We start from the raw sequence: 21,024 nt of genomic DNA on the forward strand, positions 1-21,024 counted from the left end.
ATGTAAGACATGGTCGTGCTCCGATCCTCTCCTCCTGCCACGACACCGCATCCGCTTTGGGGTTGACGCATGGGACTGAAGCAATACAGACCGACTTCGCCCGGTCGACGACAGATGGTCGTGCTGACGAACGAAGGCTTGACCATCAAAGAGCCCGAAAAGAGCCTAACGAAGTTCCACCCCCGATCGGGCGGGCGGAATAATGATGGCCGCATGACGGTCCGCTTCCGAGGGAGCGGCCATAAGCGGCTCTATCGGGTGATCGATTTTAAACGAGATAAGCATGGTGTTCCGGCCGTAGTGAAGGCGATTGAATACGACCCGAACCGCTCGGCGCGGATCGCTCTGTTGGCGTACGCAGATGGCGAAAAGCGATACATTCTGGCTCCCGAAGGTCTCCGTGTGAAGGATGTCGTGCAATCTGGGCCCGATGCCGAGGTTAAGCCGGGGAATGCGTTGCCCTTGATCAATATGCCGCTGGGAACCACGATTCACAACATCGAGCTGAAGCCGGGCAAAGGCGGGCAATTGATCCGAAGCGCCGGGGGCTTTGCGCAGGTCATGGGTCGTGAAGACGGCTATGTCCAAGTTCGGCTGAAGTCCGGGGAGATGCGCCGGATCCTGCAGACGTGCATGGCCACGGTCGGGCAGGTGGGCAATCTCGATCATGAGAACGTCTCGATTGGGAAGGCCGGACGATCGCGATGGCTGGGGAGGCGGCCGCATGTTCGTGGCGTTGTCATGAACCCCGTGGACCATCCTCACGGAGGAGGTGAGGGGAAGTCGGGTCAAGGGAATCCTCACCCGGTTTCTCCATGGGGGTTGCCGACCAAGGGCTACAAGACACGCAAGAACAAGGCGACGGAGAAGTTCATCATCACTCGACGGAAAAAATAGTCGGAGCATGCTATGCCGCGTTCAGTGACGAAAGGCGCGTTCGTTGACGATCATTTGCTCAAGAAAGTTGAGCAAATGAATCAGACAAAAGATCGGAAGATCATTAAGACCTGGTCCCGCCGGTCCACGATCACCCCGGAGATGATCGGGAACACGATCGCCGTCCACAACGGGAAGAAGTTCATCCCCGTATTCGTCACCGAAAATATGGTTGGACACAAACTCGGAGAATTCGCGCCGACCCGGTTCTTCAAAGGGCATGGTGCTGCCAAGACTGAGAAAGCCGTTGCGTTGAAGTAGTCCTGCTGACCGGGATGGTGTGAGGAACACATGGCAGAAGCGAAGGCAGTATTGAGGTTCGTGCGAGTCGCTCCGCGTAAGGCGCGCCCCATCATCGATATGATTCGTGGTCAGCGCGTGCCGCAGGCCTTGACGCTTCTCAAATACACGCCGCGGAACGCCGCCCGTGTCGTGGAGAAGATCCTTCGATCGGCAGTGGCGAACGCCGAGCAAAAGGAACTAGGCGATAGCGAGGAGATGTGGGTGTCAAAGGCGTATGTGGATTGTGGGCCAACCTACAAACGCTTCCATGCTCGGGCCATGGGGCGGGCTGCATCAATTCACAAGCGGACCAGTCATATCACCGTGGTCGTGGCCGCGCCCGACACACCCATGGACAGGTAACCGCATCAAGGTCTTATAAGTTAAGGCAGGAGCTTATGGGTCAAAAGACGCATCCGGTCGGATATCGATTAGGGTACAACCGTCCGTGGAGCTCCCGCTGGTATGCGGGCAAGGATTTCGCGAAGCTCCTTCATGAGGATATCGCGATCCGAAAAATGGTCAAGGAGCGTCTGTACCATGCCGGTGTGTCGAAGGTCGAAATCGAGCGGTCTGGCGATCAGACGAGGGTGATCATCCACACGGCCCGGCCAGGCATCATCATCGGACGTAAGGGGGCGGAGGTCGATAAGCTCAAGGCCGCTCTCGAAAAGCAGTACGGACGGCAGGTCTACATCACCGTGAAAGAGATCAAAAAGCCGGAGCTCGATGCACAACTTGTGAGTGAAAACATTGCCGTGCAACTCGAAAAGCGGGTGGCGTTCCGTCGAGCGATGAAGCGGAGTATCGCAGCTGCGCTCCGTCTTGGGGCGCAGGGCATACGAATTAATGTTGCGGGACGGCTCGGTGGCGCCGAGATCGCGAGGACGGAATGGTATCGAGAAGGCCGGGTGCCGCTGCACACGCTTCGCGCTGATATTGATTTCGGATTTGCCGAAGCGCATACGACCATGGGCCAGATCGGCGTCAAGACCTGGATCTATCGGGGAGAGACGGTTCCCGCACGGGCTGAGCGAGGTGACAGCGGCGGCTTTGATCGCGGATGATCGGCTGAGGCGGACAGGGCGTCGTGATCTTCCCGAAATCTTTCGAGAGAGGACAGTAGTCGAGCATGTTGGCACCGAAGAAAGTCAAGTTTCGGAAAATGCAAAAAGGCCGAATGCGTGGCAAGGCCTATCGAGGTGGGCAGATCACGCTGGGAGAGTTCGGGCTGAAAGCGTTGGAGCCGGGGTGGGTGACCAGCCGGCAGATTGAAGCGGCCAGAATTGCCATCACGCGCCATGTCAAGCGAGGCGGGCAGGTGTGGACACGGATCTTCCCGGATAAACCCATTACGAAAAAGCCGGCCGAAACGCGTATGGGCAAAGGCAAGGGAAACCCCGAGTTTTGGGTGGCCGTCGTCAAGCCCGGGCGGATCCTCTATGAGATGGACGGTGTCACCAAGGAAATCGCCCAGGAAGCCTTGCGCCTGGCTGCGCACAAGCTACCCGTCGCAACGAAATTCGTTGTTCGGGGTGCGGTGTGAACCGGTCGGGAAGAACGGGGAACCGAGCATGGATGTAAAGGATCTACGGGGATTGACGGAGGTCGAGCTTGGCGAGAAGGAGCGCCAGCTCAAACAGGAAGTCTTCAACCTGCGTTTCCAGTTGGCAGCCGGGCGAATTGAGAATCCAATGAAGATCCGACAGACCCGCCGGGATTTGGCGCGTGTCAAGACCGTGTTGCGCCAGAAAATGATCGAGGGGCAAGGGCAGACATCATGAGCGATACATCCGAAAAGCGGCGGCATTGGTTCGGAAGCGTGATCAGCGACAAGATGAATAAGACCGTCGTCGTGGCGGTCGATCGCTTCGTCCGTCATCCCGTCTACGATAAAGTCATTCGACGTGTCACCAAACTCAAAGCGCATGACGAAGAGAACAAGTGCAAGGTCGGCGACCGGGTGAAGCTGATTCAGACCCGACCTATCAGCAAGCAAAAGCATTGGCGCGTCGTGCAGGTGATGGAGCGCGGGCAACCGGAATCATAGCGCGTGTTGGAGTTATGAGTCCTGAGTGTCCAATTCATAACTCACCACTCACAACTCAACATTCAACCGTTAGGCGATCATGATTCAGAATTACAGTTATTTGGACGTCGCGGACAATTCCGGGGCAAAGCAAGTCATGTGCTTTCACGTGTTGGGCGGCTCCAAGCGGCGCTACGGTTCGCTCGGGGATATCGTCGTCGTTGCCGTGAAGGAGGCGATTCCCCAAGCGACGGTCAAGAAGGGAGATGTCAGCAAGGCGGTGATCGTGCGGACGACCAAGGGGGTCCGGCGCGAAGATGGGTCCTACATCAAATTTGACCGTAACGCCTGCGTGCTGATCAACGCTCAAGGGGAACCCATCGGCACGCGCATTTTTGGGCCAGTCGCACGAGAACTGCGGTGGAAGAAGTTCATGAAAATTATTTCCTTGGCGCCGGAAGTGTTGTAGGTGACGATGAGGCTGACTGGATCGATGATGAAGTCGAAGATCAAGAAGGGCGACAGCGTCATGGTGGTGGCCGGTCGAGAACGTGGCAAGACAGGAAAGGTGTTGGCTCTCAACGTCTCCGAACAGCGGGTGACGGTCGAGAAGCTGAACATAATCAAGCGCCACACCAAGCCCAACCAAAAGGTCCGGCAGGGCGGAATCATCGAGCGGGAGGCGCCGATCTCGATCGCCAACGTCATGTTCATGTGCAGCAATTGCAATAAGCCCGTCCGCCTCGGGGTGAGGACGCTTGCCGACGGGCGCCGTGTACGGTTCTGCAAAAAGTGCCAGGAAGTCGTAGAACGGGCATAGGGATCTGAACAATGGCCAAGACGGATAAAGCAGCCGGAGACAAGGCGGGCGATAAGAAGGCGGGGAAGGCAGGTAAGAAAGAGGCGGCCGGTGTGAAGCCGGGGGGCCAGACCGAGGCCCGAGGGGCCGAGCGTCAGCCAGATGAAAAATTGACGCCGAGGCTTAAGGAAGCCTATCGAAGCCAGGTCGTGCCGGCCCTTATGAAAGAGTTCGGCTACAAGAATCCGATGCAAGTTCCGAAAATGGAACGGGTCGTACTGAACGTCGGCATGGGCGAAGCGATTCAGAACGTCAAGTTGCTCGAGAGCGCGGCGAACGAGTTGGGGATCGTGACGGGTCAACGGGCGGTGGTGACGAGAGCGAAGAAGGCTATTGCAGGGTTCAAATTGCGTCAGGGGATGCCGATCGGGGCGAAGGTCACGCTACGCGGCGACCGGATGTATGAATTTTTCGACCGCCTCGTGACGTTGGCGCTCCCCAGAATCCGCGACTTTCGAGGGGTGAGCCCAAAGGCGTTCGACGGGCGAGGGAACTATACACTGGGTCTGAAGGAGCAATTGATTTTTCCGGAGATCAACTACGACAGCGTGGCCTCGATCCACGGGATGGATATTACCATTGTCACGACGGCGAAGACGAACGACGAAGGGAAAGCGTTGCTTCGCCACATGGGCATGCCCTTCCGCACCTAGCGTCATCATCAATCAGTATGGAGTACACGTGGCACGAAAAGCGTTGCGCAATAAAGCAGCTGCCAAACCCAAGTTCAGCACGCGGGGCTATAATCGGTGCCCGAATTGCGGGCGCGTCAGAGGGTTTCTGCGTCGGTTCCGATTGTGCAGAATCTGTTTTCGCTTCCTGAGCCTGCGGGGAGAGATCCCTGGTGTGAGAAAGGCGAGCTGGTAGTCACGAAGAACAAACCATCGGCGCCAGCTCCGCCCGTCGAGTCGAGCGGAAGGCTGATCGGTTGATTCGGGAGTAGCAGACACCATGACGACGGACCCCATTGCAGATCTCCTGACACGCATCCAGAACGCCCTCGGCCGAGGGCATGAAACGTTGACAGTGCCGGCGTCACGATTGAAAGCCGAGATTCTTCGAGTGCTGAAAGCTGAGGGATTTATCACCTCATACGAACGGCAAGAGGTCGACGGCCATCCGGTCCTCAAGGTACAACTCCGGTATGTCGGTGAAGGGCAGCCGGTGATCACGGGGATGCGGCGTATCAGTAAGCCGGGAAAGCGTGTGTACGTCGGCCGGCGCAATCTCACGCACGTGATGAGCGGTATGGGGCTGTCGATCGTATCTACGTCAAGGGGTGTGATGACTGATCAAGAGTCGCGGCGGGCCGGATTGGGGGGCGAGGTCCTCTGCCAAGTATGGTGAGCGGTCGAGGAGTTGGTGGGACGATGCACGTGGTCCGGGCATGGTCAAGTGCTCGACGACGGGCAAGAAACAAACGGTGAATGCATGTCTCGTGTTGGACGTAAACCGATTCCGATTCCGAAAGGTGTGGAAATCACGACGAACGGCCAGTCTGTCGCTGTCAAAGGTCCGCTAGGTCGTCTCGAGTGGTCCCTCGTCCCTGGGATCTCCGTGTCCGTCGCCGATGGTCATGTACAGGTCAATCGTGCGGCCGAGGATCCAAAAGTCAAAGCGCTGCACGGCCTCACGAGAGCGGAAATCCAGAACATGGTCATTGGGGTCACCAAGGGCTATGAAAAAAGCCTTGAAATCACCGGCGTCGGCTACAAGGCGCAGTTGCAAGGCAAGAGCCTGAGCCTGAACGTCGGGTATACCCATCCCGTGGTGTACGACCTTCCGGCTGGCGTCGAAGCGAAGGTTGACAAGCAGACGTTGATCGTCGTCAAGGGCATGGACAAGCGAAAGGTCGGCCAAACGGCCGCTGATTTGCGGGCGATCAAACCACCTGACGTGTACAAGCAGAAGGGCATTCGATACGCGGGCGAACCGTTGCGGAAGAAGGAAGGGAAAACTGGAAAGTAGGCAGAGCTATGGTGACCAGCGACAAAGTTGAAAAGCTCCAACGAAGAAAACGGCGCGTCCGACGGCGGATATTCGGCGATACGGGACGTCCTCGGCTCAGCGTGTTTCGGAGCAAGAAGCACATCTACGCCCAAATTGTTGATGACACGACTGGCAAGACATTGGCAGCGGCATCCACGCTGGACAAGGCCTTGAAAGCGACACTGGCATCGAGCAAACCTCTCGACGCGGCGAAGGCCGTGGGCCAAGCTCTGGCCGAGCGTGCAAAGGCTGTGCAGATCGAAGCGGTTGTGTTCGATCGAGGGGGACGGCTGTTTCACGGTCGGATCAAAGCGTTGGCAGAAGGCTCTCGCGAACGCGGCCTGAAGTTCTGATATGGGCGAGATCGAGGTTCCCGGTAAAGGTAGGGACGGCCGAATCTCAATCTCACCAGTATCCCCAACCTTACTGAGGAGCACACGTGCGGATCAATCCTGAAGAGCTGAGTCTCAAAGATAAGGTCGTGTACATCAATCGCGTTGCCAAGGTCGTCAAGGGCGGGAAGCGCTTCAATTTTTGCGCCCTCGTCGTCGTCGGTGATGGGCAGGGATGGGTCGGAATTGGAAAGGGGAAAGCGGCCGAAGTGCCGGCGGCCATCTCGAAAGCCGTTGAGCAGGCGAAAAAGCACCTCGTTCGAATTCCTCTCAAAGAGCAGACGATTCCTCATCAGGTGCATGGGCTGTTCGGTGGTGAGCATGTATTGCTCAAACCCGCGGCTCCCGGCACGGGGATCATTGCCGGCGGAGCCGTCCGTGCCGTCGTGGAATTGGCCGGTGCGCAGAACATCATTGCGAAGACCTTGGGCCGTGGCAATCCTTTCAATACAGTGCGGGCCACGATCGATGGCCTGTGTCAGTTGCGCGACCCGGCGGAGGTGACGCGCATTCGACGGAGCGGACTTGAGCAGGTGGGGTGAGCAGATGAGAAGTTCGGCATCTGATCAGGAAACCTTGTCCATCAGCTTGAAGCGAAGCCCGATCGGGACGCCGTACAAGCATCGCCTGGTGCTCCGCGGTCTGGGGTTGCGTAAACTGCATGATGCCGTCACGCGTCCGAACACCTCTCAGGTCAGAGGCATGATCGAAAAGGTCGGCTACTTACTGGAAGTGAAGGTCCTATGAAGCTTCATGATTTGACTCCTGCTCCTGGGTCGCATCGTAAGCGCAAACGAATTGGACGAGGGCCGGGCTCCGGTCACGGCAAGACCGCGACCAAAGGCCATAAGGGATTGCTGGCACGCTCCGGTGGGGGCAAGCGCCCAGGGTTTGAAGGCGGTCAGATGCCCTTGGTGCGGCGAGTCCCGAAGTATGGCTTTTCCAATCCGTTTCGAACGCACTACAACGTCGTCAATTTAAAGTCGCTGGCCAAGCTGGATGTGAATGAAATTACGCCTCAGGTGCTGGTCGATGCCCGAGTCATCAAGAGGACGAGGCTCCCGGTCAAGATTCTCGGCGTCGGCGACGTAACGAGGCCGATGATCATTCAAGCGCACAAATTCAGCAAGTCAGCGGAGGAAAAGATTCGGGCTGCCGGCGGGCGGGCCGAGGTTATCCCCGGTGTTTGAACGTCTCGTCACCAGCTTCCAGAACATCTTCAAGATTCCGGAGCTGCGCATCCGCATCCTGTTCACGCTGCTGATGCTCGCGGTGTATCGGGTCGGCGCTCACGTTCCCACGCCGGGCATCAACAACGACGAACTGGCGAAGTTCCTTCAGAAAGAGGGGGGGGCGCTTCTCGGATTCTTGGACATCTTCTCAGGCGGAGCCTTGTCCCGGCTCACGATCTTCGCGCTCGGCATCATGCCGTACATCAGCGCGTCGATCATTCTCCAGTTGCTGACGGTCGTGATCCCGCACCTTTCGAAGCTCGCGAAAGAAGGGGAGCGCGGCCGGAAAAAGATCATTCAGTATACGCGGTACGGCACGATTGGCATCGCCCTGATCCAGGGGTTCGGGATCGCGATTGGTCTCGAGGGAATGAACCAAGGCGCCTTCGTCCTGACGCCGGGGTGGGGGTTCCGGCTCATGACGGTCATCACCCTGACGGCGGGCACCGCCTTTCTCATGTGGCTGGGTGAGCAGATCACCGAGCGGGGAATCGGGAACGGTATTTCGTTGATCATTTTTGCCGGCATCGTGGCCCGTCTCCCGGCCGCGGTGGCTCAGACGTACGATCTGTATCAGGTCGGCCAACTCAGCTTCTTCCTGCTGGTCAGCCTGGCGGTGGTGATGCTCGGGGTCGTGGCCGCGATCGTCTTCTTGGAAAGCGGTCGGCGAAAAATTCCGGTCCAATACGCCAAACGGGTCATCGGCCGAAGGGTCTATGGCGGGCAAAGCACCCACATTCCGTTGAAGATCAACACAGCGGGCGTCATCCCGCCGATCTTCGCCTCCTCGATCATCGCGTTCCCCGCGACAATCGCCGGCTTCATTCAGGTGCCGTGGGTGCAGTCGATCGGGGCACAGCTAGCTCCGGGTTCGGTTCTCTACACGCTCATGTATGTCGGGCTGATTATTTTCTTTTGCTTCTTCTATACGGCGGTCGTCTTGAACCCGGTCGACATGGCGGATAACATGAAAAAATACGGCGGGTTCATTCCTGGAATCCGGCCGGGACAGCGGACATCGGACTACATCTACAAGGTGCTGACCCGGATCACGCTGGTTGGAGCCGTCTATTTGGCGATCGTCTGTGTCATTCCTGAATTGCTCATCTACAAGCTGAACGTCCCGTTCTATTTCGGCGGGACTTCATTGCTCATCGTCATCGGCGTCGGCTTGGACACCGCACAGCAAATCGAATCCCATATGCTAATGCGGAATTATGAAGGCTTCCTCGCGAAAGGCCGACTCAAGGGACGAAGCGGGTGACGGTGGTGCGGATCGTCTTACTCGGGGCTCCCGGCGTCGGGAAGGGCACGCAGGCGGATCGCTTGTCCTCCACGCTCGGGTACCCTAAGATTTCCACCGGTGACATACTCCGAGAGGCGGTCAGAAGGCAAACCCCGCTGGGCCGGGAGGCGAAGGCGTTCATGGACCGAGGGCAACTCGTCCCTGACCCCGTGGTCATCGGTCTTGTCCATGAGAAGCTGGACGAGCCAGGGTCCGCGAAGGGGTTCGTGCTCGACGGCTTTCCCAGAACGGTGGCGCAGGCGGAAGAGTTGGACAAGATCCTCCAGGAGAAGGGACATCGGCTGGACCGGGTGATCAACGTTCGGGTGCCGCGCGAGGAAATCGTTCGGCGGCTGACCGGTCGGCGGAGTTGCTCGATGTGTCAGGCTGCCTTTCACATGGAATTCGCGCCGCCCAAACAGGATGGTCTGTGCGACCGCTGCGGTGGCACGTTGGTACAACGTAGCGACGACCGACGGGATACCGTCGAGGCGCGACTCTCGGTGTATGATCAGCAGACGGCGCCCTTGATCGAATATTACGGCCGGCGGGGGCTTCTTTCCGAGCTCGATGGTGTAGGCTCTATTGAACAAGTTCAAGAGCGACTGCGCGCTCTTTTCCAGGCGCAAGGCTTGGCATGATCGTCTTGAAGACCCCAGAGGAGATCGAAATCATGGCCCGGGCCTCACGCCTGGTGGCGGAAACACTGGTCCTCTTGCGGCGCGAAATACGTCCGGGCATCACGACGAACGAACTGGACCGGCTCGCCGAAGAGTACATCCGCTCTCATGGCGGGATTCCCGCCTTCAAGGGCTATCGGGAGTACCCGAAGACGCTCTGTGTCTCGGTCAATGACCAGGTGGTCCACGGCATTCCGTCGAAACGGGCGTTGAAGGAGGGGGATATCGTCGGTCTGGATCTTGGCGCGATCGTCGATGGTTTCTACGGGGATTCCGCCGTCACCGTCCCCATCGGGCAGATCAGCCCCCGTGTCGCCGAGCTCCTGCGTGTCACGGAGGAGTCATTGTATGCCGGCATTGCCAAGGCGGTCGTCGGGAACCGGCTCTCCGACATCTCGCACGCGATCCAACAGCGGGTCGAAGCGGCGGGCTTCTCCGTTGTCACAGATTTTGTCGGGCACGGAATCGGTCGGCAACTCCACGAAGAGCCGCAGGTGCCGAACTATGGGCGACCCGGTCAGGGACCTCGGCTTCAGGAGGGAATGGTGCTGGCACTTGAACCCATGGTGAATATGGGGCGTAGCGAGGTCCGCGTGCTTGCCGATCGCTGGACGGCCGTCACAGCGGACGGCAGCCTGTCGGCGCACTTTGAGCATACCATCGCCATCCAAGCGGACGGGCCGCCCCGAATTTTAAGTCAGGTCCCTGAACTGATCGCCACGTGTTAATCGGTTCGTCGTCATGGCAAAAGAAGACGTCATAGAAGTTCAAGGGACGGTGGCCGAAACGCTTCCAAACGCGATGTTCCGCGTGCAGTTGGACAATGGCCACAAAATTCTGGCGCACATTTCTGGTAAGATGCGAATGCATTTTATTCGCATCCTGCCCGGGGATAAGGTCACGGTCGAGCTGTCTCCCTATGATCTGACGCGGGGACGGATCACCTATCGGTTCAAGTAAACCGGACGAGGATCGTCCGACATCCGGCGCGTCGGAGCTGAGGAGTTATGAAGGTCAAATCATCGGTCAAGCCAATTTGCTCAAAGTGTAAGGTCGTGCGGCGTCGTGGTGTCGTCCGGGTCCTATGCGACAACCCTCGCCATAAGCAACGGCAAGGCTGACAGCAAGCATTGTTGGACGTTCGTGGTGGTCCCCGCGCCGTGAGCAAGGCGCGGGCATCACACGAGCGGAGGGCGACTAGCGGGATCCGGGGGAGGACGTATGGCTCGTATCGCGGGGGTAGATTTGCCGAGGGACAAGCGGGTGGATGTCGGGCTCACCTACATCTATGGCATTGGACGGGCGACGGCGGCACAGATTCTCAAAAAGGCCGGCGTGGACGCGTCGATTCGGGTCAAGGACTTGAGCGAGGACCAAATCGTCAAGCTGCGCGAAATCATCGACCGGGATCATGAGGTCGAAGGCGATCTTCGCAAGGAAGTGACGATGAACATCAAGCGACTGGTGGACATCGGCACCTATCGCGGATTACGCCATCGGCGGGGCTTGCCGGTCCGAGGACAGCGGACCAAGACCAATGCCCGGACACGAAAGGGCAAGCGAGCGTCCATGGGTAAGGCGAGGAAGCCGGCCGGCGCGTAAGACCCCGCACCATACGGAAACGAAAAGGATTCGATCATGAGCGTCAAGAAGGGGAAGAAGAAAGAGCGCAAGCTCGTCCAGAGCGGGATTGCGCATATTCAGGCGTCGTTCAACAACACGATCGTGACCATCACCGACATGAGCGGCAATTCGGTGGTGTGGGCGAGCGCCGGCAATCAAGGGTTCAAGGGGTCGCGCAAGAGCACGCCGTTTGCGGCGCAGCGTGCGGGGGAAGCCGCTGCGAGAAAAGCCATGGAACACGGGATGCGCCAAGTCGATGTGTATGTCAATGGGCCCGGGTCCGGTCGGGAGTCGGCGATTCGGTCGCTCCAGAGCGCGGGTCTGCGGATCAACTTAATCCGTGACGTGACGCCGATCCCGCATAACGGATGCCGGCCGCCCAAACGCAGGAGAGTCTAAGAGGGTAACCGTTACTCGTTAATCGCATAGAAACGGGAGCCGGACGCGTAACGAATAGCGATTGACGACGAAGGAGGAGTCAGTGGCAAAGTATCGAGGACCAGTGTGCCGGTTGTGTCGGCGGGAAGGCGTCAAACTGTTCTTGAAAGGCTCTCGCTGCATGACGGAAAAGTGCGCAGTCGAACGCCGCAGCTACCCTCCCGGTCAGCATGGACAGGGAAGACAGCGTCTGTCCGAATACAGCGCACAGCTTCGAGAGAAACAGAAGCTCAAACGGATCTATGGCTTGCAAGAGCGCCAATTCCGAGGTCTCTTCTCGCGGGCCGAACGAAAACCCGGCGTGACCGGGGAACACCTGCTGAAGTTGCTCGAATGCCGGCTCGACAACGTCGTCTATCGCCTCGGCTTCGCGGCATCGAGGAAAGAAGCCCGTCAGTTGATCAACCATGGACATATCCTGTTGAACGGACGAAAAGTGGACGTTCCCGCCGCCTTGGTCAAGCCCAACGACGTCATCGAAGTCCGCGAGCGTAGCCGATCGCTCGTGCCGATTCAGGCTGCGCTGGATGCGGTGGATGGGCGTGGGATTCCAAATTGGCTCGAGCTCGACAAGGGGGCCTTCAAAGGGGCGGTGCGAGGAATTCCCACCAAGGACGACATTGCGCTCCCGGTCAACGAGCAGATGGTGGTCGAGCTCTATTCGAGATAGCGGTCTGATCGCTCCTCGAGGCGGCGCTCGAGCATGAGCAGTGACTGAGGCGAAGGGGGGATTATGATCAAGGGCATGAAAGACTTCCAGATCCCCATGCGGGTGGAGGTCGACAAGGACACGCTGTCTCCGGTCTATGGCAAGTTTACCGCGGAAGCGTTCGAGCGCGGATTTGGGACGACCATCGGGAATTCCCTGCGTCGTGTTCTGCTCTCGTCGTTGACGGGCGCATCGGTGACCACCGTCCGGATCGAAGGTGTCCTGCATGAATTTTCAACGATCCCGGGGGTGACCGAAGATGTGACGGGCATTATCCTCAACGTGAAGAGCTTACGGTTCAAGCTGCACACGGATAAGGCCAAGACCATCCGTCTCCGGAAAAAGGGGCCGGGTGAAGCCAAAGGATCGGACGTCATTCATGACGCGGACATTACCGTCCTCAATCCGGATCTCCATATCGCCACGTTGGACAAGGAAGCGACCCTCGATATGGAAATGGTCGTCAAGCCCGGCCGCGGGTACGTTCCGGCCGAACGGAACAAGGAGGAAGGCCTCCCGATCGGCGTCCTGGCTGTCGATTCCATTTTTTCACCGGTCAAGCGCGTCAACTTTCAGGTAGAAAACGCCCGGGTCGGCCGGATGACGGACTACGACAAGCTGACGATCGAGGTCTGGACCGACGGTAGTCTGACGCCGCGGGATGCGTTGTCCGAGGCGGCCAGTATCCTTCGCGAGCATCTGGACATCTTCATTCATCCGGAGAGCGCCGGCGAAACAAAGACCGATCAACGGAAAGAGGAAGAGCAGGGTGCGATCAACAAGAATCTTTTCCGCAGTGTGAATGAGCTCGAGTTGTCGGTCCGCGCCGCGAACTGCTTGAAGAACGCGAACATCAAAACGATCGCCGATCTCGTGCAGAAAACCGAGATGGAAATGTTGAAGACCAAGAATTTCGGGAAGAAGTCCTTGAATGAGATCAAGGAAATCTTGTCCGAGATGGGCCTGGGATTGGGGATGAAGCTGGACTCCATTTCAGCGGGGCAAGGAACGGGCAAATCGGAAGGATAGCGAGGGACTACCGTGCGGCATCGAGAAAAAGGACGACAACTCGGTCGTGACACTAAACATCGGCGGGCTTTGTTCCGAAACCTCGTCACGTTGCTGCTTGAACATGAGCGCATCGAGACGACCGAGGCCAAGGCCAAAGAGGTGCGTGGCTTTACCGACCGGATGATCACGCTCGGCAAGGAAGGGGACCTCTCGGCCCGTCGCCGGGCCTTGGGCTTCCTGAAGAACAAGGCGGTCGTGTCGAAATTGTTCGCCGACGTCGCCGGTCGATTCAGAGATCGCAACGGCGGTTACACCCGCATCATCAAGACGCGGCGGCGCCTGGGGGATGCCGCCGACATGGTCGCGATCGAACTCGTCGTGAAAGGCTCGGAGGCTGAGAAAACGACGCAGTCCCCTGCCGCCGATAAGAAAGCCGCTCCTTCAGCCGCACAGGCTTGATCGCTCCGACCGCTCTCCTTTTTCTCCTCTGTACAACCTTGCTGGTCGTTGAGCCATCCGGCTCAACGACCTTTGTTTACAGCACACTATCCCTATGCTAGTATCATGCCTGGCGAAGTCTCTCTAAGCATTTGATTGAGAAGGTTGATGTGGCGTTCCTGGGCCAGAAAGATCCTTCTGGTTCTCAGCGGTGTGTTGGCCGTCTCCCTCGTGTATGTTCTCATCACCCGAACGGAATCAGTGCCTCCGCCGGTCACGACGGGCACCCTCGCGCATGAAGATGCCGGCATCGAGCGGTTCTCGTTCACCCAAGCGAAAGCGGGGACGGTGCAGTGGCATGTGCAAGCTCAGCGCGCGCGCATGATTGAAGCCGAGCATCGGGCTCTGTTGGAGGATGTCGAGGTGACGCTGTACGGGCAACACGGATGGGAGCTCAAGCTCAAGGGCGATGAGGGCACGATCGATACGGCGAACAAGAACTTTACGCTGGTTCAACGAGAGGGGCCGATCGCGGTCCGTTTGCAAAATGGGTATATCATCTATACCAATCACCTCACTTGGACCGACGACCGCGGCGAGGTGAGAACCGAGGATCCGGTGCGGATTGTCGGAGACGGCATGGAGGTCAAGGGCCGGGGCTTGATTGGAAAGTTAGCCTCTGAGGAGTTTCGGATCTTGGATGATGTCCACGTCGAAATTGTCCAGTAGCTTCTTGGCCGCCTGGCTGACGTACACGGCTGCAGTCGTCTCGGCCGACATGCCGCCCGCTAAGGCTTCGAGTCCCGATGACTCGCGGACGACGATCACCTCCCAACGTATGACGGTCAAGAATCAAGAGAACAAGGCGATTTTCGAAGGTGATGTGGTCTTGACGAAGGGCGCACTCATCGTACACTCAGATCACATGGTCGTCACGTTCAAAGCCGCGGACCAGCCGGAGGGCAATGGGAAGGTGTCGGAGAACGGTCGCGAGAAGTCCGGGGCGGCGAGATCGGATCTCCCCGTCATGTCGAACCGCGCCGTCAGTATGATTGAGGCCACCGGAAAGTTGGTCAAGATCATCAAAGCGGACGGCCATGCCACGTGCCGGAAGGCGGTGTATGATGGGGCTGAAGACAAGATTGTACTGACTGGCGACCCGGTCGCGTGGCAGAAGGGCACCCGAGTGACCGGACAGAAGATCACCATGTATTTGACCGAGGACCGGAGCGTCGTAGAAGGCGGCTCACGCGTCTCGATCGAGCAGGAGAGCGGAGGGTCGCGTTGATGCAAACGTGCGAAACGGCCAAGACCGTTCCTGCGGCTGTAGAGAGAACAGCGGCGCAGCCGAAATACGCCCGGCTCGAAGCCCGTGGTCTCCGCAAGAGTTTCAAGGGGCGGGAAGTCGTCAAGGGTGTGAGCGTGAACGTGGGGGCCGGCGAAGTGGTCGGCCTGCTCGGCCCGAACGGGGCCGGCAAGACGACGATCTTCGACATGATGGTCGGCCTCTGCCAGCCGGATGCCGGAGAGATTCTTCTGAACGGGGAATCGATCACCGATCTGCCCATGTACAAGCGGGCACGACGCGGTATCGGCTATCTGCCGCAGGAGTCGTCCGTGTTCCGGCGGCTGTCGGTCGAGGAAAACATCCTGGCGATCTTGGAAACCCTCGGTCTTTCCGCCCAGGAGCGCTCCGCACGTCTGGACATGTTACTGAACGAGTTGGATTTGACGGCCTTGCGAAAGAGCAAGGCATATGCGCTGTCGGGCGGCGAACGGCGGCGGCTGGAGATCACGCGCGCGCTCGTGATCAAGCCAAGCTTTCTCCTGCTCGACGAACCGTTCGCCGGTATCGATCCCATCGCCGTAGGAGATATTCAACACATCGTGACGCGTCTCAAGAGCAAGCAGATCGGAATCTTGATCACCGACCACAATGTCCAGGAGACGTTATCGATCACGGACCGTGCCTACATCATCAATGAAGGCGGCATTCTGGAGACGGGAACGCCGGACCAAATCGTGAACAGTTCCACCGCGAGAGCCATCTATCTGGGAGAACGCTTCCGGCTGTAACCGCGTAGTCGTGCGAAGAGGACGGTATGAAACTGCGACTGGATCTTCGTCTCAGCCAAAAACTGATCATGACGCCGCAGTTGCAGCAAGCGATCAAGCTGCTGCAACTCTCGCGCTTGGAGTTGCAGCAGACGCTGACGCAGCATTTGATGGAAAACCCGCTGCTCGACGAGATGGCCCCGGACGCCGACGAGGCGGGTGAGGAGTGGAACCAGGACAAGCCTGAAGCTCCGGCAAGCGAAGCCGAAGAGGCGGCGACCGCCGAGCGCGAAACGGCCGAGGAGTTGTCGCCGAGCAGTTGGGAGGATTACTTCGACAGCGATCGCCGAGTGGGGGATACCGAATACCCCTCGTCGTCGCAGGACGACTTCCCCTCTTATGATCAGACCGTGGTAAAAGCCCAAAGCCTCGAGGATCATCTGCTGTGGCAGTTGGGTCTCTCCGGCCTCGGTGATGCCGATAAAGCGATCGGACGGCTGCTCATCGGAAACATCGATGACGACGGATACTTGCGGACGCCGATCCAGGAGATCGCCGCTGAAGCCGGCGTCACGCCCGAGCGTGTGGAGTCGGTCCTGAGCCATATTCAGACGTTCGACCCCCCTGGTGTCGGGGCGCGCGATCTCGAAGAGTGCCTGCTCATCCAATTGGGGTCGCTCGACCGCACCATCGGGATCGTGGACGGGCGCCGGATTCGACTCAAGGGGTCATTGGTCGAAGGCATCATCAAGCATCATCTGAAAGACCTCGAGAAGAAGCATTACGCCCGCATTGCAAAAGCGCTCAACGCCACACCCGAAGAGGTGTTCGCTGCGGCCAAGATCCTCGAGGCGCTCGAGCCGAAGCCCGGACGCCCGTACTACCAGGCGGACAACTACGTGATCGTTCCCGACGTGTTTGTCGTCAAGAATGAAGGGGAATGGGTGGTGCTCTTGAACGACGACGGCATGCCGAGGCTCCGCATCAGTCCGTATTACAAGCAATTGATGGGATCGGGAAAGAATCCGTCGGATGCCACGAAGGCGTACCTGGAAGAGAAGCTTCGGGGCGCCCAGTGGATCATCCGCAGTATCGAGCAGCGAAACAAGACGATCATCAAGGTGGTCGGCAGCATCATCAAGTTCCAGGAGGAGTTCTTCGAAAAGGGCGTGCAATATTTGAAGCCGTTGGTCTTGAAGCAAGTGGCCGAAGACATCGGCTTGCATGAATCGACGATCAGCCGCGTCACGGCGAACAAGTACATGTATTGCCCCCAAGGCATCCTGGAGCTGAAATACTTCTTCAATACCGGGATACAGCGCGCCGATCACAGCCAGGACGAGCTGTCATCGGTGACCGTGCGGGAGATGATTCGCAAGATGGTGGCTGAGGAGGACGCGCAGCATCCGTTGAAAGACCAGGAAATCGCGGCGCGTTTGAAAAGCCAGAACATCCTGATCGCCCGCCGCACCGTCGCGAAATATCGATCGGAAGTCAACATTCCCTCGGCCAGCCAGCGCAAGCGGTTCTTCTAGGCCGCCGATGCGAACGCGCGTAACTCCTCTCTGTCAACCGTGCGACCGTCCCATCCGCAGTGGAATGGTCGCGACCCAAGCCATTGCTCTCAAGAGGTGAAGTTGATGCAGGTGATGATCACAGGGCGGCATATCGAGGTGACTTCCGCATTGCGGCGGTACGTCGAGACGCGTTTGAAGCGCCTGGAGCGCTATGGCGTCAAGATGGGTGGGGTGCAGGTCATCTTGAACGTCGAAAAATATCGGCACACGGCGGAGGTGATCGCCCCGGTCAATGGTGCGGTCATCCAAGGTAAGACTTCGACGACCGAGATGTACGCCTCCATTGATCAGTTATTCGACAAAGTGAGCCGTCAGCTCGTGAAGCGGAAGGAAAAGCGAACCGATCACAAACCTCGCCCGGTGCGTGCTCGTGCGCTGACGAAAGCGCCCAAAGTGGAGACGCCGGCGCCCGAGATCGAGACGGTCCGCACGCCGCTCCATGCGCTCACGGTGGCGCAGGCGGTGGACAGGCTGGATCGTGAGTCCTTGGATTGGCTCGTTTTCAAGGATCGTCTGAGCGATGAGGTTCGTATCTTGCGCCGTAGTGAACGAGGCGTGCTCCAATTGATCGAGCCGCAGGCGTCCTGACGACGAGTATGCAATCGCTCCGGCTGGTCATCATCAGCGGTCTTTCCGGGTCCGGTAAGACCCACGCCATCAAGTGCTTTGAAGACCTCGGCTTCTTCTGCGTCGATAATCTCCCTCCCGCACTGCTGCCGAAGTTCGCGGAGTTGTGTCTGCAGCGGGGGAAGGACGTTCAACATGTCGCGCTCGGAATGGACATCCGTGAGCGCGGCTTCCTCTCCGACTTCTTTCGGAACCTGGAAGCGCTCAAATCCGAAGGCTATTCGGTCGAGCTCCTGTTTTTGGAGGCACGCGATGAAATTTTGGTTCGGCGCTTCTCGGAGTCCCGACGGCCGCATCCTCTGCTGCCCCATGCTCCGGTGCTCGAGGGGGTCCGGCTCGAGCGCGAGCGACTCACCGAGTTGCGGCAGCGGGCCGACCAAATCCTCGACACGTCGGACATCACCGTCCATGAATTGAAAGACCTGCTCGCCCGCCACTATGTCGAACAAGAGCAGGGCTATCGGCTCACGATTTCGCTGCTGACATTCGGGTTCAAGTACGGCGTACCGTACGACATCGATTTGCTGTTCGATGTGCGGTTCTTGCACAATCCCAATTTCGTCCTCGACCTGAAGCCGCTGACCGGCGAAGACCCGCGCGTTCAGTCCTACGTCATGGATGATCCCAACACCAAGTCATTGCTCGATCATCTCGAGTCGTTGTTTCGATTCCTCTTGCCGCTGTACGAGCGTGAGCGTCGGAGCTATCTCACCATCGCAATCGGCTGCACCGGTGGTCGGCACCGTTCGGTGTCCGTCGCGACGTTCCTCAAGCAGACCTTCTCGGCGATGGGACACGACGTGGCAGTGCGGCATCGCGATTTGCACCGCTCGTAATCGACTGCTGGTGCACGCCTGCGTACAGTCCCTTCTTGATCGCAGAGCCTGACCGGTCCCCGAACTCCGCAAGAATCCTGCCCAACTTGACAGCTCTAATATATTGACTATACTTAGTCTCAGGTCTGAAACGCGCGCAATTTCAATAACTTATAAGTCATGAATGTGAAGACCCCAGACGACACGAAGAAGCGCTACAAGACCTATGAAGTGTGCAAGCTCTTCAACGTTTCCCGGGCCACGCTGTTCCGTTGGGAGCGTGAGGGCCTCATCTCCGGGCCACCGCGGGACTGGCGGAATTGGCGGATCTACACCGCACAGAACATCAAAGAAATCACGCAGATTATCCGTGGAAAGAACGGGACACATTAAGTGAAGGATAGGCCATGAAGTTGGATCTGGCTCTCGGGGCTCTGTTGGGGCGCAATCGACAGCTGGTCGGGCTCGACATCGGCTCGAGCGCCATCAAGCTCGTGCAAATGAAGGAGGTCAAGGGGAAGTACAGCCTCCAGAAATTTGCATTGAAACCCTTGGAGCCGGAAGTCATCGTCGACGGCACCGTCATGGATGCGGGCCGTGTCGTCACGGCGATCAAAGAGCTCGTGAGTGAGACGAACACCAAGCTGAGACAGGTTGCCATCTCGGTCTCGGGGCATTCGGTAATCGTGAAGAAGATTACCCTCCCGCCCATGGGGGACGACGAGTTGGAGAATGAGGTCAAGCTGGCCGCCGAGCAGTACATCCCCTTTGACCTGAACGAAGTGAACCTGGACTTCCATGTCCTGAGCGCCAATGAGCAGGCGGACGATGGACAGCCGCAGATGGCCGTACTACTGGTCGCGGCAAAAAAAGACAAGATCAACGAGCTGACCGAAGTGGTACGCGGGGCCGGTTTGACGCCGAGCGTGCTGGACGTCGATGCTTTTGCCGTCGAAAACATGTATTGCCTCAACTATGACGCCCAACCCGACGATGTGGTCGCTCTCGTCAACATCGGCGCGAGCGTGATGAATATCAATATCTTGAAGGGCGGCATGTCGCTCTTCACCCGTGACATCGCCGTCGGCGGCAGCGGCTACTCGGAGGCGATCCAGCGAGAGCTGGGGGTGTCGTTCGAAGAAGCCGAATCGATCAAGAAAAGCGGCCAGTCGAACGTGGCCGATCCGGACACGCTGACGACGATCCTGGAAGGGGTCAACGCGGAAATCGGGTCCGAGATCGCGAAGTCGATCGATTACTTCAAAACCACGGTGGTCGGCGGTGACCTCTCGAGGATCATGTTGTCCGGCGGCTGCGCGAAGGTCACCGGCCTTGCGAGTCAGTTGAGCGAGCGCATGGGCGTCCCCGTCGAGCTCGCCAACCCTTTCCGAAATATTGACACGAGCGGGGCCGGGCTGGACGAGGAGACCTTGTCCGAACTTGGGCCTCTAGCCGCGGTCGGCGTCGGCTTGGCCCTTCGCACCATTGGTGACCGATGATCAGAATCAACCTCCTTCCGGCTCCGCGTACCAAGGGCGGCAAGCGACAATGGGACGTCCGCCTGGAAGTCTTCAGCGCTCTTGCCGTCGTGATCCTCGTCGTCGGGGCGTGGTTCTTCTACGGCGAATTGCTCGAAGACGAGATTGCGACCAAGCAGATCGAGAAACAGGACAAGGAAAAACAGCTCGCCCTGCTCAAGGAAAAGGTGAAACAGGTCCAAGACTTCGAGCAAAAGAAAAAACTGCTGGAAGACAAGAATCGCATCATCGACGAGCTGGAGAAATCCCGAGCGGGCCCGGTCCGTGTCCTCGACTATGTCAGCCAGAGTCTCGAGCCGCTGAATATCTGGCTCGTGCGCATGACCATCAAGGGCAACATGGTGGAAGTCGAAGGGAAGGCGTTGACGAACGATGACGTCGTGGAGTTCGTGAACAATCTGCGCCGGTCCGACTATTTCTCTACGATCCGTCTGGTCGAGACGCGCTCAGGCACCGAGGCGAAGCTCAACGTCTATCAGTTCAAGCTCAACCTTGCGATGAAGGTGTGA

36 protein-coding genes are annotated in these 21,024 nt (G+C 58.4%); all 36 read left to right on the forward strand.

Features of this window, described 5'->3' with window-relative positions:
- Nucleotides 1-69 precede the first annotated feature (69 nt).
- Nucleotides 70-897: a 50S ribosomal protein L2 gene (rplB, locus tag ACWHYV_RS06760; RefSeq protein ID WP_447979892.1), complete on the forward strand. Its 828-nt coding sequence runs from the start codon at nt 70-72 to the stop codon at nt 895-897.
- Nucleotides 898-909: 12 nt separating this feature from the next.
- Nucleotides 910-1,197, forward strand: coding sequence for a 30S ribosomal protein S19 (gene rpsS, locus ACWHYV_RS06765; protein WP_447979893.1), 288 nt, complete (start codon nt 910-912; stop codon nt 1,195-1,197).
- 30 nt (nt 1,198-1,227) lie between these two features.
- Nucleotides 1,228-1,581 (forward strand): 50S ribosomal protein L22, encoded by a 354-nt coding sequence (gene rplV, locus ACWHYV_RS06770; RefSeq protein WP_447979894.1) that lies wholly within the window; start codon nt 1,228-1,230, stop codon nt 1,579-1,581.
- A 35-nt stretch (nt 1,582-1,616) separates the two neighbouring features.
- Entirely contained in the window at nt 1,617-2,285 is a 669-nt protein-coding gene (gene rpsC / locus ACWHYV_RS06775) for a 30S ribosomal protein S3 (protein ID WP_447979895.1), read from the forward strand.
- Between the two features lie 65 nt (nt 2,286-2,350).
- The gene (gene rplP, locus ACWHYV_RS06780; protein WP_447979896.1) at nt 2,351-2,764 is read left to right on the forward strand and encodes a 50S ribosomal protein L16; all 414 of its coding nucleotides are present in this window, start codon (nt 2,351-2,353) and stop codon (nt 2,762-2,764) included.
- Nucleotides 2,765-2,792: 28 nt separating this feature from the next.
- A complete protein-coding gene (rpmC, locus tag ACWHYV_RS06785; protein ID WP_447979897.1) occupies nt 2,793-3,002 on the forward strand; it encodes a 50S ribosomal protein L29 in 210 nt (69 codons plus the stop codon).
- Nucleotides 2,999-3,268 carry a 30S ribosomal protein S17 gene (gene rpsQ, locus ACWHYV_RS06790; protein ID WP_447979898.1) on the forward strand — a complete coding sequence of 90 codons (270 nt, stop codon included), beginning with the start codon at nt 2,999-3,001 and terminating at the stop codon, nt 3,266-3,268. Before rpmC ends, rpsQ begins: the two co-directional genes overlap by 4 nt.
- 79 nt (nt 3,269-3,347) lie before the next feature.
- Nucleotides 3,348-3,716, forward strand: coding sequence for a 50S ribosomal protein L14 (gene rplN, locus ACWHYV_RS06795; protein ID WP_447979899.1), 369 nt, complete (start codon nt 3,348-3,350; stop codon nt 3,714-3,716).
- Nucleotides 3,717-3,740: 24 nt separating this feature from the next.
- Nucleotides 3,741-4,067: a 50S ribosomal protein L24 gene (gene rplX / locus ACWHYV_RS06800; protein WP_447979900.1), complete on the forward strand. Its 327-nt coding sequence runs from the start codon at nt 3,741-3,743 to the stop codon at nt 4,065-4,067.
- 200 nt (nt 4,068-4,267) lie between these two features.
- Complete coding sequence (gene rplE / locus ACWHYV_RS06805; RefSeq protein WP_447980694.1) at nt 4,268-4,759, forward strand: 50S ribosomal protein L5; 492 nt, start codon at nt 4,268-4,270, stop codon at nt 4,757-4,759.
- 28 nt (nt 4,760-4,787) lie between these two features.
- The gene (locus ACWHYV_RS06810) at nt 4,788-4,973 is read left to right on the forward strand and encodes a type Z 30S ribosomal protein S14 (protein WP_447979901.1); all 186 of its coding nucleotides are present in this window, start codon (nt 4,788-4,790) and stop codon (nt 4,971-4,973) included.
- Nucleotides 4,974-5,057: 84 nt separating this feature from the next.
- Nucleotides 5,058-5,453 (forward strand): 30S ribosomal protein S8, encoded by a 396-nt coding sequence (rpsH, locus tag ACWHYV_RS06815; RefSeq protein WP_447979902.1) that lies wholly within the window; start codon nt 5,058-5,060, stop codon nt 5,451-5,453.
- Between the two features lie 84 nt (nt 5,454-5,537).
- Nucleotides 5,538-6,074: a 50S ribosomal protein L6 gene (gene rplF, locus ACWHYV_RS06820; RefSeq protein WP_447980695.1), complete on the forward strand. Its 537-nt coding sequence runs from the start codon at nt 5,538-5,540 to the stop codon at nt 6,072-6,074.
- Nucleotides 6,075-6,082: 8 nt separating this feature from the next.
- Entirely contained in the window at nt 6,083-6,448 is a 366-nt protein-coding gene (rplR, locus tag ACWHYV_RS06825; RefSeq protein ID WP_447979903.1) for a 50S ribosomal protein L18, read from the forward strand.
- 86 nt (nt 6,449-6,534) lie between these two features.
- Nucleotides 6,535-7,029: a 30S ribosomal protein S5 gene (rpsE, locus tag ACWHYV_RS06830; protein ID WP_447979904.1), complete on the forward strand. Its 495-nt coding sequence runs from the start codon at nt 6,535-6,537 to the stop codon at nt 7,027-7,029.
- 4 nt (nt 7,030-7,033) lie between these two features.
- On the forward strand, nt 7,034-7,234 hold the full coding sequence (rpmD, locus tag ACWHYV_RS06835) for a 50S ribosomal protein L30 (RefSeq protein WP_447979905.1): 201 nt from the start codon (nt 7,034-7,036) through the stop codon (nt 7,232-7,234).
- Nucleotides 7,231-7,677, forward strand: coding sequence for a 50S ribosomal protein L15 (gene rplO / locus ACWHYV_RS06840; protein ID WP_447979906.1), 447 nt, complete (start codon nt 7,231-7,233; stop codon nt 7,675-7,677). The genes rpmD and rplO overlap by 4 nt, the downstream gene beginning before the upstream one ends.
- On the forward strand, nt 7,670-8,983 hold the full coding sequence (gene secY, locus ACWHYV_RS06845) for a preprotein translocase subunit SecY (protein ID WP_447979907.1): 1,314 nt from the start codon (nt 7,670-7,672) through the stop codon (nt 8,981-8,983). The genes rplO and secY overlap by 8 nt, the downstream gene beginning before the upstream one ends.
- 5 nt (nt 8,984-8,988) lie before the next feature.
- Nucleotides 8,989-9,645, forward strand: coding sequence for an adenylate kinase (locus tag ACWHYV_RS06850; RefSeq protein ID WP_447979908.1), 657 nt, complete (start codon nt 8,989-8,991; stop codon nt 9,643-9,645).
- Nucleotides 9,642-10,412 (forward strand): type I methionyl aminopeptidase, encoded by a 771-nt coding sequence (gene map, locus ACWHYV_RS06855; RefSeq protein WP_447979909.1) that lies wholly within the window; start codon nt 9,642-9,644, stop codon nt 10,410-10,412. The genes ACWHYV_RS06850 and map overlap by 4 nt, the downstream gene beginning before the upstream one ends.
- 13 nt (nt 10,413-10,425) lie before the next feature.
- Complete coding sequence (infA, locus tag ACWHYV_RS06860; RefSeq protein ID WP_447979910.1) at nt 10,426-10,644, forward strand: translation initiation factor IF-1; 219 nt, start codon at nt 10,426-10,428, stop codon at nt 10,642-10,644.
- Between the two features lie 47 nt (nt 10,645-10,691).
- Nucleotides 10,692-10,805 (forward strand): 50S ribosomal protein L36, encoded by a 114-nt coding sequence (gene rpmJ / locus ACWHYV_RS06865; protein WP_447979911.1) that lies wholly within the window; start codon nt 10,692-10,694, stop codon nt 10,803-10,805.
- 100 nt (nt 10,806-10,905) lie between these two features.
- A complete protein-coding gene (gene rpsM, locus ACWHYV_RS06870) occupies nt 10,906-11,286 on the forward strand; it encodes a 30S ribosomal protein S13 (RefSeq protein ID WP_447979912.1) in 381 nt (126 codons plus the stop codon).
- A 36-nt stretch (nt 11,287-11,322) separates the two neighbouring features.
- Nucleotides 11,323-11,706: a 30S ribosomal protein S11 gene (gene rpsK / locus ACWHYV_RS06875; protein WP_447979913.1), complete on the forward strand. Its 384-nt coding sequence runs from the start codon at nt 11,323-11,325 to the stop codon at nt 11,704-11,706.
- Nucleotides 11,707-11,788: 82 nt separating this feature from the next.
- Nucleotides 11,789-12,415 carry a 30S ribosomal protein S4 gene (gene rpsD / locus ACWHYV_RS06880; RefSeq protein WP_447979914.1) on the forward strand — a complete coding sequence of 209 codons (627 nt, stop codon included), beginning with the start codon at nt 11,789-11,791 and terminating at the stop codon, nt 12,413-12,415.
- Between the two features lie 63 nt (nt 12,416-12,478).
- The gene (locus ACWHYV_RS06885) at nt 12,479-13,483 is read left to right on the forward strand and encodes a DNA-directed RNA polymerase subunit alpha (protein ID WP_447979915.1); all 1,005 of its coding nucleotides are present in this window, start codon (nt 12,479-12,481) and stop codon (nt 13,481-13,483) included.
- A 69-nt stretch (nt 13,484-13,552) separates the two neighbouring features.
- Nucleotides 13,553-13,924, forward strand: coding sequence for a 50S ribosomal protein L17 (gene rplQ, locus ACWHYV_RS06890; RefSeq protein ID WP_447979916.1), 372 nt, complete (start codon nt 13,553-13,555; stop codon nt 13,922-13,924).
- A 147-nt stretch (nt 13,925-14,071) separates the two neighbouring features.
- Nucleotides 14,072-14,632 carry an LPS export ABC transporter periplasmic protein LptC gene (gene lptC, locus ACWHYV_RS06895; protein ID WP_447979917.1) on the forward strand — a complete coding sequence of 187 codons (561 nt, stop codon included), beginning with the start codon at nt 14,072-14,074 and terminating at the stop codon, nt 14,630-14,632.
- Entirely contained in the window at nt 14,604-15,191 is a 588-nt protein-coding gene (locus tag ACWHYV_RS06900; RefSeq protein WP_447979918.1) for an LptA/OstA family protein, read from the forward strand. Before lptC ends, ACWHYV_RS06900 begins: the two co-directional genes overlap by 29 nt.
- Complete coding sequence (gene lptB, locus ACWHYV_RS06905; protein WP_447979919.1) at nt 15,191-15,979, forward strand: LPS export ABC transporter ATP-binding protein; 789 nt, start codon at nt 15,191-15,193, stop codon at nt 15,977-15,979. Before ACWHYV_RS06900 ends, lptB begins: the two co-directional genes overlap by 1 nt.
- A 26-nt stretch (nt 15,980-16,005) precedes the next feature.
- Entirely contained in the window at nt 16,006-17,493 is a 1,488-nt protein-coding gene (gene rpoN / locus ACWHYV_RS06910) for an RNA polymerase factor sigma-54 (protein WP_447979920.1), read from the forward strand.
- Nucleotides 17,494-17,598: 105 nt separating this feature from the next.
- Complete coding sequence (hpf, locus tag ACWHYV_RS06915; protein ID WP_447979921.1) at nt 17,599-18,123, forward strand: ribosome hibernation-promoting factor, HPF/YfiA family; 525 nt, start codon at nt 17,599-17,601, stop codon at nt 18,121-18,123.
- 8 nt (nt 18,124-18,131) lie between these two features.
- Nucleotides 18,132-18,998, forward strand: coding sequence for an RNase adapter RapZ (gene rapZ / locus ACWHYV_RS06920; protein WP_447979922.1), 867 nt, complete (start codon nt 18,132-18,134; stop codon nt 18,996-18,998).
- A gap of 165 nt (nt 18,999-19,163) precedes the next feature.
- Nucleotides 19,164-19,370, forward strand: a complete 207-nt coding sequence (locus ACWHYV_RS06925; RefSeq protein WP_447979923.1) for a MerR family transcriptional regulator — start codon at nt 19,164-19,166, stop codon at nt 19,368-19,370.
- A gap of 14 nt (nt 19,371-19,384) precedes the next feature.
- Nucleotides 19,385-20,476, forward strand: a complete 1,092-nt coding sequence (gene pilM, locus ACWHYV_RS06930; protein WP_447979924.1) for a type IV pilus assembly protein PilM — start codon at nt 19,385-19,387, stop codon at nt 20,474-20,476.
- Nucleotides 20,473-21,024, forward strand: coding sequence for a PilN domain-containing protein (locus ACWHYV_RS06935; protein ID WP_447979925.1), 552 nt, complete (start codon nt 20,473-20,475; stop codon nt 21,022-21,024). Before pilM ends, ACWHYV_RS06935 begins: the two co-directional genes overlap by 4 nt.

Source organism: Candidatus Nitrospira bockiana (assembly GCF_965152565.1).